We start from the raw sequence: 14412 nt of genomic DNA on the forward strand, positions 1-14412 counted from the left end.
GGGACATGACGGTCGCGACCACGGCGGACCTGGAGGCCCAGGACACCCGCAGGCTCGAACGGTACCGCCGCGTGACGTACCGGTCGTTCCTGTGCGCGGCCCTCGGGTTCATCGCCCCCGGCCTGGCCGGGACGGCCGCCGCCTACGACGACGGCCATATCGGCGTCCCCGTCGCCGTGCTGGCCGTCGTCGGCCTCGGCCTGATGAGCTGGTTCTACATGCGGCTCGTCCGGGCGGGGCTGGAGGGCGGCGCGTCCCGGCGGGAACTCGTCGCGAGCGGCGCGGTGACCGCCGCGCTCAGCCTGATGCTGTTCGCGCAGCCGCTGTTCAGCGTCGTCCCCGTCTTCTGGGTGTCGGCGGTGGTCCTGTCGCCGATGAGCCGCCGCCGGATCGCCGAGCTGTGCCTCGGCACCGGGGCCGCCGCGGGGATCATCGGCAGCGCCGGCACGAAGCACCTCTACCCCGACGGCGACCTGCCCTGGTACGCGCTCGTGCCGATCATGGTCGCGGTCTACACCGGCATGTGCGGACTCATCGCGTTCGTGAACCGCTACCAGCGCCGCATGTGGGACCTGCACCAGGAGACGCACGCCGCGCGGGACGCGCTCGCCCGGCTCGCCGTCACCGAGGAGCGGCTGCGCTTCTCCCGCGACCTGCACGACCTGCTCGGCCACAGCCTCTCCCTGATCGCGGTGAAGAGCGAGCTCGCCATGCGGCTCGCGGACGCCGACCCCGCCCGCGCCGGCGCGGAGATGGCCGACGTGCAGCGCGCCGCCCGCGACGCGCTGCGCGAGGTGCGCGCCGCCGTGCACGGCTACCGCGCCGTCGAGCTGGACGCCGAGCTGGCCGGGGTCCGCGCCGTGCTGGAGGCGGCCGGGGTGCGCTGCGACGCCGGAGCGGTGCCGGACGGCCTGCCGCCCGAGGTCCGCTCCGTGCTCGCCTGGGTGATCCGGGAGGGCGCCACCAACGTGATCAAGCACAGCGAGGCCCGGCACTGCGCCGTCGCGCTCACCGCGTACGGTGGCTCCGTGGTGCTGGAGATGCGCAACGACGGCGTCCGCGGCGACGCCGGCCCAGGCGCCGCCGCCGGGTCGGGGCTGACCGGCCTCGCCGAGCGCGCCGTCGTGCTCGGCGGCGAGATCACCGCGGACCGGCACGGCCGCGACGGCTTCCTGCTGCGCGCCGTCGTCCCGCTGCCGCGCCCCGAGCCGGACGGCCCGTCCGCCGCGACGGCCGCGGAGCCGCGCCCCGAGCCCGCCGAGCCCGCCGAGCCCGCCGAGCCCGCGGCGGCCGCCGGGAGGAGCGGCCGGTGATCCGGATCCTGCTCGCCGACGACGAGCACCTCATCCGCGGCGCCGTCGCCGCGCTCCTCGGGCTGGAGCCCGACCTGGAGGTCGTCGCCGAGGTCGGCCGGGGCGACGAGGTCGCCGCCGCCGTCGCCGCGCACGCCCCCGACGTCGCCGTCCTCGACATCGACATGCCCGGCGCGGACGGCCTCACCGTCGCCGAGGGCCTCGCCGCCGCGGGCGCCCGCTGCTCGGTGTGCATCCTCACGAGCTTCGGCCGCCCCGGCTACCTGCGCCGCGCGATGGCCGCCGGAGTGCGCGGCTTCGTCGCCAAGGACGCGCCGACGCAGGAACTGGCCGCCGCGATCCGCAAGGTCCACGACGGCGGCCGCTACCTGGACGCCGAGCTCGCCGCGACCGCGATGGCCGCCGGCGACAACCCGCTGACCGGGCGCGAGCGCGAGATCCTCCGGCTCACCGGCGCCGGCACCGAGACCGCCCGGATCGCGACGCTGCTGCACCTGTCGGAGGGCACCGTCCGCAACTACCTCTCCACGGCGATGACCAAGCTCGGCGAGCCGTCCCGCTTCGCCGCCGTCCGCGCCGCCCAGGAGATGGGCTGGATCTGACGCCGCCCCTTAGGCTGGTGCCGTGACTGAGCCTCTGGTGCCGCGGATGCGGGAGTTCGGCGAGACGATCTTCGCGGAGATGTCCGCGCTGGCCACGGCCACCGGGTCGATCAACCTCGGTCAGGGCTTCCCGGACGAGGACGGCCCGAAGGCCATGCTGGACGTAGCGGTCGAGGCGATCCGGTCGGGCGGGAACCAGTACCCGCCCGGGCCCGGGGTGCCCGAGCTGCGGGAGGCCGTGGCGGAGCAGCGGCTGGAGCGGTACGGGCTGTCGTACGACCCGATGTCGGAGGTGTACGCGACCGTCGGCGCGACGGAGGGCATCGCCGCGTCCGTGCTCGCGCTCACCGGGCCGGGCGACGAGGTCATCGTGTTCGAGCCGTACTACGACTCGTACGCCGCCGTGATCGCGCTGGCCGGGGCGGTGCGCAGGCCCGTCACGCTGCGTCCGGTGGAGGGCCGCTTCACCTTCGACCCCGACGAGCTGCGCGCCGCCGTCGGGCCGCGCACGAAGGCGATCCTGGTGAACTCGCCGCACAACCCCGCCGGGACGGTGTTCACCCGCGGCGAGCTGGAGGCCATCGCCGCCGTCTGCCGCGACCGCGACCTGGTCGCGATCACCGACGAGGTGTACGAGTACCTGACCTTCGACGGCACGGAGCACATCCCGCTCGCCACCCTCGACGGGATGCGGGAGCGGACGGTGTCGGTGTCGTCGGCGGGCAAGACGTTCTCCGCCACCGGCTGGAAGACCGGCTGGATCACCGCGCCCGCCCGGTACGTGCGGGCCGTCCAGACCGTCAAGCAGTTCCTCACCTACGCGGTCAGCGCCCCCTACCAGCGGGCCGCCGCGTACGCGCTGGCGAACGAGACGGCGTGGGTCGAGGAGCTGCGCGCCTCGCTGCAGTCCAAGCGGGACCGGCTCGTCGCCGGGCTGGAGGCGGCCGGCTTCACCGCGTACCGGCCGCAGGGCACCTACTTCGTGCAGGCCGACATCCGGCCGCTGGGCTTCTCCGACGGGCTGGAGCTGGCCCGCGCGCTGCCGGCCAAGGCGGGCGTCGTCGCGATCCCCACGCAGGTGTTCTACGACCACGCGGAGGCGGGCGCGCACTTCGTCAGGTTCGCGTTCTGCAAGAAGGACGAGGTCATCGACGAGGCCGTCGAGCGCCTCGGACGCCTCGCCTGAATTCCCCCGGCGAGCGGCCGGACGGCGGAGATTGCCGGACGGGCGGAGATTGCCGAACGGGCGGAGTTTGCCGAACAGGCGGCGTTCCTTGGGCTGGTTTCGCCCATGAGCGGCGCCCGCCGCGCGGCTAGCGTTCGGGCCGTGGGCCGGAACGGGGACTCGCTCGACGGCGAGCGGATTCTGATCGCGCTGGGCGGCAACGCCATGACCGCGCCGGACGGCAGCGCGACGCCGGACGCGCAGGCGGCGGCGATCGAGACCGCGATGCGGCACGTCGCCGAGCTGGTGGCGGCGGGCGCGCGGGTCGCGCTGACGCACGGCAACGGCCCGCAGGTCGGCAACCTGCTGATCAAGAACCAGCTGGCCGCGGGGGTGGTGCCGCCGGTGCCGCTGGACTGGTGCGGCGCGCAGACCCAGGCCACCGTCGGCGTGATGATCATGAACGCGCTGGAGCGGGCGCTCGCCGCGCGCGGCGCGCCGCGCCCGGTGTCCACGGTGGTGACGCGGACGCTGGTGGACGCCGCCGACCCCGGGTTCGCCGACCCGGCCAAGCCGGTCGGCCGGTACTTCCCGGCGGACGAGGCGCGCCGGTTCATCGCGCTCGGGCAGGCGTGGCGGCCGTTCGGCGACCGGGGCTGGCGGCGCGTCGTCGCGTCCCCGGAGCCGCTCGACGTGCTGGACGCGGGCGCGGCGATGGTGCTGCTGGACGCCGGGCACGTGGTGGTCGCGGCGGGCGGCGGGGGAGCGCCGGTGGTCCGCGCCGGCGGGGCGCTGCGCGGCGTCGAGGCCGTCGTCGACAAGGACCTGGCGGCGCAGCTGCTGGCGCGCCGGCTCGGCGCGTCCACGCTGGTGATCGCCACGGACGTGGAGCACGCGGTGGCCGGGTTCGGCACCCCGGCGGCGCGGCCGCTGCGCCGCACCACGGCCGCCGAGCTGGCCCGGCTCGCCGCCGCCGGGCACTTCGCGGCGGGCAGCATGGGCCCGAAGGTGGAGGCGGTGCGGCGGTTCGTCGCGGCGGGCGGGCGGCGCGCCGCGATCGCGTCGCTGCCCCGGCTCGGCGCGGCGGCGCAGGGCGAGGCCGGGACGGTCGTGGAGGCGTGACCCGGGGTACAGAACGATCAGCAGAGCAGCCGAGGAGCGACGACGTGCCCGATCCCATCGAAGTCCGCAAGATCCCCATCGAGAGCGTGACCGACGCGTCCGGGCTGGCCCGGCTGATCGACGACGGCGTGCTGGAGGCCGACCGGGTCCTCGCGGTCGTCGGCAAGACCGAGGGCAACGGCGGCGTGAACGACTACACGCGGCTGCTCGCCGACCGCGCGTTCCGGGAGGTGCTGACCGCCAGGGGCACCCGGCCGGCGGACGAGGTGGCGCGCGTCCCGCTGGTGTGGTCGGGCGGCACCGACGGGGTGCTGAGCCCGCACGCGACCGTGTTCGCGACCGTCGACCCGGCGAAGGCGCCGCGCACCGACGAGCCGCGCCTGTCGGTCGGCGTCGCGATGAGCGAGGTGATCCTGCCCGAGGACATCGGCAGGCCCGCGATGGTGGAGACGGTCGCCGCCGGGGTCCGCGACGCGATGAAGACCGCCGGGATCGACGACCCCGCCGACGTCCACTACGTGCAGACCAAGACGCCGCTGCTCACCCTCGACACCATCAACGACGCCAAGCGGCGCGGGCACGGCGTCGTCACCGAGGACACCCTGAAGTCGATGGACATCTCCAACTCGACGACCGCGCTCGGCATCGCCGTCGCGCTCGGCGAGATCGAGACGCCGTCGGCGGAGCAGATCCACAAGGACCTGTCGCTGTTCTCGTCGGTCGCGTCGTGCTCGTCCGGCGTGGAGCTGGACCGGGCGCAGATCGTCGTCGTCGGGAACGTGCGCGGCGTCGGCGGCCGGTACCGGGCCGGGCACGGTGTGATGAACGACGCACTCGACGCCGACGGCATCTGGGACGCGATCGCCTCGACCGGGCTCGACCTGCCGGAACGGCCCCGCACGTCCGACCTCGGGGACCGGCTCGTCAACGTGTTCATCAAGTGCGAGGCTGACCCGTCCGGGTCGGTGCGGGGCCGCCGCAACATCATGCTGGACGACTCCGACGTGCACTGGCACCGGCAGATCAAGGCGTGCGTCGGCGGCGTCGCCGCGTCCGTCACCGGCGACCCGGCGGTGTTCGTGTCGGTCGCGGCGGTCCACCAGGGCCCGTCCGGCGGCGGCACCGTCGCGGCCATCGCCGACCTCGGGGACTGAGCGCGGGCACGAAGAGTATCCGGTTCGGCACCCACGGCGGTCGCCGGAGGCTATAGCCTTCCTGCCGTGTCCGGACTGACCATTCCCGAATCCCGGTTCCCCGGGGACGACGGCGGCGCCGACCCCCGGCTGTGCGAGGCCCTCGCCGGGTACGCGGCCGGGCGCGTCGGCCAGCACGCGGTGCTGCGGCGGCTGCAGAGCACGCGGCTGCTCGTGCCGATCGTCGCCGTGCTCACCGAGGAGGAAGAGGTGGAGCCCGGCGGGCTGCGCCGGGAGAAGTCGAGCGACATGGCGCTGCCGACGCTGATCGGCGACGACGGCCGCCGCGGCGTGCTCGGCTTCACCTGCATGGACACCCTGAAGGCGTGGCGCGCCGACGCCCGCCCCGTCGCGGTCCGCGCCGGCGAGGCGTGCCGCGCCGCCCTCGACGAGGGCGCGGACGCGCTGGTCGTGGACGTGGCGGGCCCCGTGCCGTTCGCGGTGGAGGGGCTGCGGCTGCACCTGCTCGCCGAGGGGCGGCCCGTCCCGCCGCCGCACGAGGACCCCGACGTGCTCGCCGCGGTCGAGGCGGCGTTCGGCTCCGACCAGGCCGTCACCGGCGTGCGGCTGACCGAGGGCACGTCCGCCGAGCTGGCCGTCCGGTTCGCGATCGTGCCGGGCCACGACGAGCGGGTGACGGTGCAGCGGGTCTCGGACCGGCTCGCCGAGGTGCTGCGCGGACGGATCGTCGGCGGCGTCGAGCTGAGCATCGTCCGGCGCGGCTGACGGCCCGGAAAACCATTGGCGCCCGGCGGGGCGCCGTCGGCATCCTGGCCCGATGCACGAGATCGACGTCGACGCCTTCATGGCGGACGGGTTCGTCCGGGTCCCGGAGGCGTTCCCCCGGGAGCTGGCGGCCGAGTGCCGCGCGGTCCTCTGGCGCGACACCGGCTGCGACCCCGATGACCGCTCCACCTGGACGAAGCCGGTGATCCGGCTCGGCGGGTACGGCACGCCGCCGTTCCGGGCGGCCGCGAACACCCCGCGCCTGCACGCCGCCTACGACGCGGTCGTGGGCAAGGACGCGTGGCAGGAGCCCGGCGGCCTCGGAACGTTCCCGATCCGGTTCCCGAGCGGCGAGGCGCCCGGCGACGACGGCTGGCACATCGACGCGAGCTTCCCCGGCGACGACCCGAACGACTTCATGGGCTACCGGGTCAACCTGGCCTCGAAGGGCCGGGCGCTGCTGATGCTGTTCCTGTTCTCCGACGTGGGCGAGGACGACGCGCCCACCCTCATCCGCACCGGCTCCCACCTGGACGTCCCGCCGATCCTGGAGCCGGCGGGCGACGGCGGCCTCTCGTTCATGGACATCGCAGGCAAGGCCGTCCCCGCGTCCGAGCACCGCCCCGTCGCGCTCGCGACCGGCCGGGCCGGCGACGTGTACCTGTGCCACCCGTTCCTCGTCCACGCCGCGCAGCCGCACCACGGCACCGAGGTCAAGTTCATGGCGCAGCCGCCGCTGTCGCCGTCGGGGCCGCTCCCCGGGACGTCCCCGGTGCGGACGGCGATCCAGCGAGGTCTCGGGCGCTAACGCATCTACGCTTAGCCGCTCGACCCCGTTGGGAGAACCACCGTGCTCACCATGCAGGACGGCCTGATCCGGCTCACCGAGTACTGGGCGGGGCACGGCTGCCTCGTCGGGCAGCCGATGAACACCGAGGTCGGGGCGGGCACGCTCAACCCGAACACCGCCCTGCGCGTCCTCGGGCCCGAGCCATGGCGCGTCGCCTACGTCGAGCCGAGCGTCCGCCCGGACGACTCCCGCTACGGCGACAACCCGAACCGGCTGCAGACCCACACCCAGTTCCAGGTGATCCTCAAGCCGGAGCCGGGGAACGCGCAGGAGCTGTACCTCGGCAGCCTCGCCGCGCTCGGCGTCGACCTGCGCGCCCACGACGTCCGGTTCGTCGAGGACGACTGGGCGTCGCCGGCGCTCGGCGCGTGGGGGCTCGGCTGGGAGGTGTGGCTGGACGGGCTGGAGATCACCCAGTTCACCTACTTCCAGCAGTCCGGCGGGATCGCGCTCGACCCCGTCTCGGTCGAGATCACCTACGGCGTCGAGCGCATCATGATGGCGCTGCAGGGCGTGTCCCACTTCAAGGACATCGCCTACACCCCAGGAATCTCCTATGGGGAGGCGTTCGGGCAGGCCGAATACGAGATGAGCCGCTACTACCTCGACGACGCCGACATCGCGGCGAACCGCGAGCTGTTCGAGACGTACGCGTCCGAGGCGCGCCGGATGCTGGACGCCCGGCTGCCCGTCCCCGCCCACTCCTGCGTGCTGAAGTGCTCGCACGCGTTCAACGTGCTGGACGCGCGCGGCGCGATCGGCACCGCCGAGCGGGCCCGCGCGTTCGCGCGGATGCGGGGCCTCGCGCACGAGGTCGCCGCCCTGTGGGTCGAGCGCCGCGCCGAACTCGGCCATCCCCTCGGCGACGCCACCGTCCCCGCGTTCACCCTGGAGAAGGCGCTCCTCCCCAAGATCGCCGCACCGGCCGCGTTCGCGCTGGAGATCGGCGTGGAGGAGCTGCCGCCGGCCGAGGTGCGCCCCGCGGCGAAGGCCGTCGCGGAGCGGCTCCGCGCCGGACTGGAGGCGGCGGGCCTGCTCACCGACGCCTCCACCATCGACACGTTCTCGACTCCCCGCCGCCTCATCGTCGTCGTCCGGGACGTGGAGCCGAAGTCCCCGGACACCGAGGAGGTCGTGAAGGGGCCGAGGCTCGCCGCCGCCTACGACGCGTCCGGGGAGCCGACGCGGGCGCTGCTCGGGTTCGCGCGCGGGCAGGGCATCGACGTCGCCGACGTGCGGGAGACCACCATCGGCGGCAAGCAGTACGTGGCGCACGTCCGGACGGTCGCCGGAAAGCCCGCCGCGCAGGTCCTCTACAGGCTGGTCCCCGAGATCGTCTCCGGGCTGCGCGCCGGCAAGAACATGCGCTGGAACCTCCCCGGCCTGTCGTTCGCGCGGCCCGTCCGGCGTGTGCTCGCCCTGCTGGGCCACCGGGAGATCGTGGTGGACGAGCTGAACCAGGGCCCCGCGACCGACGTCCATCGCGCCGCCGACCCCTCCCGCGTCCCGGTGCCGGACGCGCTGTCGCTGATCGGCGTCCTGCGGGAGCACGGCATCGAGCCCGACCCGGCGCGGCGGCGCACCCGCATCGTCGAGGACGCGCTGGCGCTCGCCGCCGGCCACGGCGGGACCGTCGACCTCGCCGCGGAGGAGGACCTCGTCGAGGAGATCGTCGACCTGGTCGAGGAGCCCGTCGCGATCCTCGGGTCGTTCGACGCGAAGTACCTCGACCTGCCCGAGGCGATCCTCACCACCGTCATGCGCAAGCACCAGCGGTACCTGCCGGTGCGCGGGCGGTCCGGCGGGCTCCTGCCGCACTTCGTCACCGTCGCCAACGGCGAATGCGACCGCGACGCGGTCCGCGCCGGGAACGAGGCCGTCCTCCGCGCGCGCTACGAGGACGCCGCGTTCTTCTTCGAGCAGGATCTCCGCCGGGCCCCCGACGACATCAAGCGCGGGCTGGACCGGCTCACGTTCACCGAACGGCTCGGCTCCATGGCGGACCGGTCGGCGCGCATCGCCGCGATCGCCGGGGACATCGCCGACCGCGGCGGCCTCGGCGGGGCCGACCGCGGCGGCCTGGGCGGGGCCGACCGCGGCGGCCTGGGCGGGGCCGACCGCGGCGGCCTCGGCGGGGCCGAGCGCGCGGTCCTCGACCGCGCCGCCGCGCTCGCCAAGTTCGACCTGGCCTCGGCCATGGTCATCGAGCTGCCCGGCCTCGCCGGGACGATGGCGCGCGAGTACGCCCGGCGCGCCGGGGAGGACGCCGCCGTCGCGCAGGCCCTCTACGAGATGGAGCTGCCGCGCTCGGCCGGGGACGCGGTGCCCGCGTCGGCCGCGGGCGCCGTGCTCGCCGCCGCGGACCGGCTCGACCTGCTCGCCGGGCTGTTCGCGGTGGGCGCCGCGCCGGCCGGCGGGTCCGACCCGTTCGGGCTGCGCCGCGCCGCGCTCGGGCTGCTCGCGATCCTGCGCGCCGTCCCGTCGCCGGCCGCGCTCACGACCGGTGCCCCGCTCACGGTCGGCGACGGGCTCGCGATCGCGGCCCGGCACCAGCCCGTCGAGGTGCCGCCGGACGCGCTCGCCGAGGCGGAGCGGTTCACCGCGCGGCGGCTGGAGCAGAGCCTGCTGGACGAGGGGCTGCCGATCCCGGCGGTCCGGGCCGTCCGGCCGCTCGCCGGCGACCCGGCCCGCGCCGCCCGCGCCGCGTCCGACCTGGCCGAACTGCTCCGCACGGACGAGTTCGCCCGGCTCACCACGGCGCTGCAGCGGGTGCTGAGGATCGTGCCCGAGGGGACGGAGGCCGGGTACGACCCCGGCCTGTTCGCCGAGCCCGCCGAAGGCCGCCTCGCCGAGGCGTTCACCCGGCTCCGCGACGCGCTCCCGCCGCGTCCCGCGCTGCCGGAGTTCGTGCGGGCCGCCGCCGGGATGCCCGGCCCGATCGACGCCTACTTCGGCGACGTCATGGTCATGGACGAGGACCCCGCGCTGCGCGCGAACCGGCTCGGCCTCCTCGCCGCGATCCGCGACCTCGCCGGGCCCCTCCTCGACTGGCGGGAGGCCGGCTAGTACCAGGTGAAGGGGAGGCCGTGGGGCGGGGCCTCGCCGAGGACGCGCCGCTCGCCGCCCGGCCACAGGCGCAGGGTCAGCAGCGGCGTGCCGGTGATGTGCGCGGCCTCGGGCGGCTCGAACGCCAGGTGCGCGACCGGCGCGCCGGAGGACGCCGCCGCGCCGGCCGCCTCGACGTGCCGGCGGACGCGCGCGGCCTCCTCGTCCGGCAGGTACTGCATCATGACCGAGTGCCAGACGACGGTGACGGCGCCGGGCTCGGGCGCCAGGCCGTCCAGGAAGTCCCCGGCGCCGGCGCGCACCACCGTCGCCGGGACCCGCGCCGCCACCTCCAGCGCCGCCCGCAGCCGCGCGACGCGGGCGCTCTGGTCGGGCCACACGTACGACAGCAGCCGCCGCCGCCCCTCGGGCGCGGCCGCGTCGAGCGGGACGAGGTCGCAGCCGAGCCGCTCGGCGATCCGCAGCGGGACGGCCTTCGGGGGCGTGCCGCGCCACGCGTCCGGCAGGACGACCGGCGAGTCCGGCCCGTACCCGCCGGTCTCCGACAGCAGCCGGTAGTGGTCGGCGCGCAGGTTCAGCCCGGCGCTCGCGCCGATCTCCAGCAGCCGCACCGGCAGCCCGGTCGCGGCGGCGACCGCCAGCAGCCCGCCGACCAGCGGCGCGGCCCGGCCGACCTCGTTGGTCTGCGGCGCGTCGGCGAGCCCGGCGCGGACCTCGGCGGTGTGCCGGGCCAGGACGTCGCGGAACGCCGGCCACGCGGCGAGCGGGTCGGCGGTGCCGCCGGCCGTCGGGTAGTGCGCGGCGAGCGCGGGCGCGCGGCCCTCCAGCACGATCCGGTGGACGGTGCCGAGCATCCGCAGCGCCAGCGCGCTGGACGCGCGGTCCGCGAGCACGTCCGCGACGGGCCCGCCGGCGTCCGCGTCGTCCGCCGCCCGCGCCAGCAGCTCGGCGTACATCGGCGATCCCTGCGCGGCGCACACCCGCGCCTGGTCGAGCAGTTCCTCGCGCACCCCACGCACCTCGCCCACTCCGCGCACCTCGGTCACCTCGCGCACCCCGCCACCTCCCGGCCGCCGACGGTCCGCCCGTCCGGCGGCCCCGTCTTCGTCAACAGTCACCGTTGTCCCGCCCCGCGTCCCGCGGTCATGATCAAGATACCTGGGATGGAAGGGGTCAAAGGTGACGAACCTCCACGATGGACAGGACTACCGCGCGCGCGGCTGGTGGCGGGACGGGACGTTCCTGGACGACCTCGCCGCGCGGGCCGCCGCCGCGCCGGACCGGCCGGCGGTGGTCGGCCACTTCTGGGAGACCGCCGGCGGCCCCGACACCGTGCTGAGCTGGGCGCGGCTCGCCGAGCGCGTGGAGCGCTGCGCCGCCGGCCTCGCGGCGCTCGGCGTGCGGCCCGGCGACCGGGTCGCGATGCAGCTGGTCAACCAGTGGCAGGCGACCGTCCTCGCGCTCGGCTGCGGCCGCGCGGGCGCGGCGGTCGTCCCGTACTACATCGCCTCCGGCCCCGCCGACACCGAGTGGATCCTGCGCGAGTCCGGCGCGTCCGCGGTGGTGTCGCTGGACGAGGTGCGCGGCCTCGACATCGCCGCGACCATCGCCGGGATGCGCGACCGGCTGCCCGCGCTGCGGCACCAGATCGTCGTCGGGGAGAAGGTCCCCGAGGGCGCCGTCGGGTTCGAGGACGGGCTGCTGGCCTGCGACGCCGCGCCGCCCGCGCACCGCCCCGGCGGCGACGACGTCTTCCAGATCATGTACACCTCGGGGACGACCGGCCGCCCCAAGGGCGTCCGGCACTCGTTCAACACCCTGTACGCGATGGCGCGCTCGTTCACCGTGCCGCTCGGCCTCGGACCCGACGACGTGCTGTCCACGCCGTGCATCGTCGGCGGTCAGGGCGGCTGGCTGTACGGGATGCTCGCGCCGCTCGTCGCGGGCGCGGCGGCGGTGTGGGCGGACGCGTTCAAGCCCGGCGACTTCCTCGACCTCGCCGCCGAGTACGGCATCACCACCGCGTACTTCACCCCGCTGATCCTGGACGAGTTGGTCGCCGAGCAGCGGGAGAACCCGCGCCCGCTCGCGCTGCGGCACATGGTCACCGGCTCCACCCCGATCCCGCCCGGCCTGCCCGCCCGGTTCCGCGAGACGTTCGGGTTCCCCGTCCGCCCGCTGTGGGGGATGACCGAGAACGGCGGCGTCACCATCGGCCGCGACGGCGACCCGCCGGACTGGGCGGCGCGCAGCGACGGGCGGCCGGTCGACTGGATGGAGGTCCGGCTGGTCGGCGAGGACGGCGCGCCGGTCGACGGCCCGGGCCGGCTGGAGGTGCGCGGCGCGAACCTGTGCCTCGGCTACGAGGGCGCCGACGACGTCTTCGCCGCGTCGCTGCACGACGGCTGGTTCGTCACCGGCGACCTCGCCCGGCCGGACGGCCGCGGCGGCATCAAGATCATCGGCCGGACCAAGGACCTGATCAACAAGGGCGGGCTGCACGTGCCCGCCGTCGCCGTCGAGGAGGTGCTGCGCGCCCACCCGAACGTCGCCGAGATCGCGGTGGTCGGCGAGCCCGAGCCGCTGCTCGGCGAGACCGTCGTCGCCGTCGTCGTCCCGGCGGGCGACCCGCCCGCCTTGGCGGACCTGCACCGGCTCGTCCGGGAGGCGGGGATGACCCCCGGCTACGAGCCGGACCGGCTGGAGGTCGTCGCCGAGCTGCCGAAGACGCCGACCGGGAAGGTCCGCAAGCGCGCCATCGAGGAGGATCTCGCCCGCCGGGCGAGCGCCGCCGCCGCGCCGTGAGGCCCGCGCGCCGCCGGGCGCTGGCGCTGACGTCGGTGATCCTCGCCAACGTGATGGCGGTGATCGACTACAACGTCGTCAGCGTCGCGATCCCGCGGCTGCTGCGCGCCTACCCCGGCAGCACCCTCACCGGGCTGTCCTGGACGATCACCGGCTACACCGTCGTGTTCGCCGCCGTGCTGCTGCCCGCCGGCGGCATGGCCGACCGGCTCGGGCCCAAGCGGATCTTCCTCGCCGGGCTCGCGGTGTTCACCGCCGGCTCGGCCGCCTGCGCGCTCGCGCCCGGCCCGCTCGGGCTGGTGCTCGCCCGGCTGCTGCAGGCCGCGGGCGGCGGCGCGGTCGTCGCGCTCGCGATCTCCGTCGGGCTCAGCGAGTTCCCCGGCCGCGCCGGGCACGCGTTCGGGCTGCTCGGCGCGGTGTCGGGGATCGCCGGCGCGAGCGGGCCCGCGCTCGGCTCCGCGCTGATGGCGCTCGGCGGCTGGCGGTGGATCTTCCTGATCAACCTGCCGCTCGGCGCGCTCGCGCTGGCCTGCGGCGCCGCCGGGATCCCGGCCGGGACGCGGACCGGACGCGGCCTGCCCGACCTCGCCGGGGTGGCGCTGCTCGCGGGCGGCGTCGCCGCGCTGATCCTCGGCCTCGTCCAGGGACCGGTGTGGGGCTGGATGCACCCCGGGGTCCTCGGCGCCGCGGCCGGCGGCACCGCGCTGACCTGGCTCGGCGTGCGCAGGTCGCTGCGCCACCCGCGCCCCGCCGCGGACTTCGCGCTGCTGCGCGCCGCGTCGACGGCGGCGGGCAACGCGGCGATGGCGCTGATGAGCGTCACCCAGTTCGCGGTCGCGCTGTGCGTCGCGCTGTTCCTCACCGAGCGGTGGGGCTACTCCGCGCTGACCGCCGCGCTCGCGCTCACCCCGGGGCCGCTGACCTCCGCCGCCGTGTCCTGGTGCGCCGGGCCGCTGGTGCGGCGGGCGGGCGCGCGGGCCGTCACCGTCGCGGGCGGCATCACCGGCGCCGCCGGCTGGTGCTGGCCGCTCGCCGCCGGCGCCGCCGGAGCGGGACGCGACTACGCCATCGTCGTGCTACCCGCGCTCGTCGTCGGCACTGCCGGCATGGCGGCCACGGCCGTCGCGGTGGAGACGATCGCGATGCGCGCCGTCCCGCCCGCCCGGTACGGCAGCGGCAGCGCGCTGATCATGCTGGCGCGGTCGGCGGGCGCCGCCGCCGGCATCGGCGGCCTCGCCGCCGTGCTGCACGAGCCGTCGGCGCGCGGGTTCGACGCGGCGTGGGCGGGCCTCGCCGCCGGAATGCTCGCCGCGGCCCTCGCGGGCGCCGCCGGGCAGCGCGGCGCCCGCGACCCCGAAAGCGGCCGCGGGCGCCGCCGCGCCGTTTCCGCCGAAGGCGGGGCGCGACCCTGATCAATGGCCTGGACGGTCGGCCCGGAATTCACCGGGAGCCGCGGCGGCCATTAGTCCGCCCGGCGGGCGGGCCATTGCCGCGATACCGTCATGCCATTTTTGGAAATGAATTGTCACCACGGCTTCGTGCGCATGCGTGTCACCTCCCCGCGCTCACT

At 76.0% G+C, this 14412-nt stretch carries 11 protein-coding genes; 10 read left to right on the forward strand and 1 reads right to left on the reverse strand.

The features are described from left to right. Nucleotides 1-5 precede the first annotated feature (5 nt). The 8 genes from J4709_RS30680 (at nucleotide 6) to J4709_RS30715 (ending at nucleotide 10037) form a co-directional block, all read left to right on the forward strand. Nucleotides 6-1313, forward strand: a complete 1308-nt coding sequence (locus J4709_RS30680) for a sensor histidine kinase (RefSeq protein WP_208245718.1) — start codon at nucleotides 6-8, stop codon at nucleotides 1311-1313. Further along, entirely contained in the window at nucleotides 1310-1915 is a 606-nt protein-coding gene (locus J4709_RS30685; protein ID WP_208245720.1) for a response regulator transcription factor, read from the forward strand. Before J4709_RS30680 ends, J4709_RS30685 begins: the two co-directional genes overlap by 4 nt. A gap of 22 nt (nucleotides 1916-1937) precedes the next feature. Beyond that, nucleotides 1938-3101: a pyridoxal phosphate-dependent aminotransferase gene (locus J4709_RS30690; RefSeq protein WP_208245722.1), complete on the forward strand. Its 1164-nt coding sequence runs from the start codon at nucleotides 1938-1940 to the stop codon at nucleotides 3099-3101. Between the two features lie 141 nt (nucleotides 3102-3242). Further along, nucleotides 3243-4202 carry a carbamate kinase gene (locus J4709_RS30695; protein ID WP_307801668.1) on the forward strand — a complete coding sequence of 320 codons (960 nt, stop codon included), beginning with the start codon at nucleotides 3243-3245 and terminating at the stop codon, nucleotides 4200-4202. Between the two features lie 44 nt (nucleotides 4203-4246). After that, entirely contained in the window at nucleotides 4247-5356 is a 1110-nt protein-coding gene (gene bar / locus J4709_RS30700) for a barbiturase (protein WP_208245726.1), read from the forward strand. A gap of 66 nt (nucleotides 5357-5422) precedes the next feature. Continuing rightward, on the forward strand, nucleotides 5423-6121 hold the full coding sequence (locus tag J4709_RS30705; RefSeq protein WP_208245727.1) for an SseB family protein: 699 nt from the start codon (nucleotides 5423-5425) through the stop codon (nucleotides 6119-6121). A 52-nt stretch (nucleotides 6122-6173) separates the two neighbouring features. Further along, a complete protein-coding gene (locus tag J4709_RS30710) occupies nucleotides 6174-6929 on the forward strand; it encodes a phytanoyl-CoA dioxygenase family protein (RefSeq protein WP_208245729.1) in 756 nt (251 codons plus the stop codon). 51 nt (nucleotides 6930-6980) lie between these two features. Continuing rightward, nucleotides 6981-10037 (forward strand): glycine--tRNA ligase, encoded by a 3057-nt coding sequence (locus J4709_RS30715; RefSeq protein WP_232384284.1) that lies wholly within the window; start codon nucleotides 6981-6983, stop codon nucleotides 10035-10037. Here the strand turns inward: J4709_RS30715 and J4709_RS30720 are convergent. Continuing rightward, nucleotides 10034-11092 (reverse strand): DUF2332 domain-containing protein, encoded by a 1059-nt coding sequence (locus tag J4709_RS30720; protein ID WP_208245733.1) that lies wholly within the window; start codon nucleotides 11090-11092, stop codon nucleotides 10034-10036. The genes J4709_RS30715 and J4709_RS30720 overlap by 4 nt on opposite strands. 124 nt (nucleotides 11093-11216) lie before the next feature. Between J4709_RS30720 and J4709_RS30725 the strand changes: the two genes are divergently transcribed. Both J4709_RS30725 and J4709_RS30730 read left to right on the forward strand, forming a co-directional pair. Then, on the forward strand, nucleotides 11217-12842 hold the full coding sequence (locus J4709_RS30725) for an AMP-binding protein (RefSeq protein WP_208245735.1): 1626 nt from the start codon (nucleotides 11217-11219) through the stop codon (nucleotides 12840-12842). After that, a complete protein-coding gene (locus J4709_RS30730) occupies nucleotides 12839-14254 on the forward strand; it encodes an MFS transporter (RefSeq protein ID WP_208245738.1) in 1416 nt (471 codons plus the stop codon). Before J4709_RS30725 ends, J4709_RS30730 begins: the two co-directional genes overlap by 4 nt. Nucleotides 14255-14412: the final 158 nt, after the last annotated feature.

Source organism: Actinomadura violacea (genome assembly GCF_017573465.1).
GTDB lineage: Bacteria > Actinomycetota > Actinomycetes > Streptosporangiales > Streptosporangiaceae > Spirillospora > Spirillospora violacea.

Bases quoted from the DNA above. Each gene is read 5' to 3' on its own strand.
- J4709_RS30680 (WP_208245718.1), top strand. From the start codon at position 6: ATGACGGTCGCGACCACGGCGGACCTGGAGGCCCAGGACACCCGCAGG.
- J4709_RS30710 (WP_208245729.1), top strand. From the start codon at position 6,174: ATGCACGAGATCGACGTCGACGCCTTCATGGCGGACGGGTTCGTCCGG.
- J4709_RS30715 (WP_232384284.1), top strand. From the start codon at position 6,981: ATGCAGGACGGCCTGATCCGGCTCACCGAGTACTGGGCGGGGCACGGC.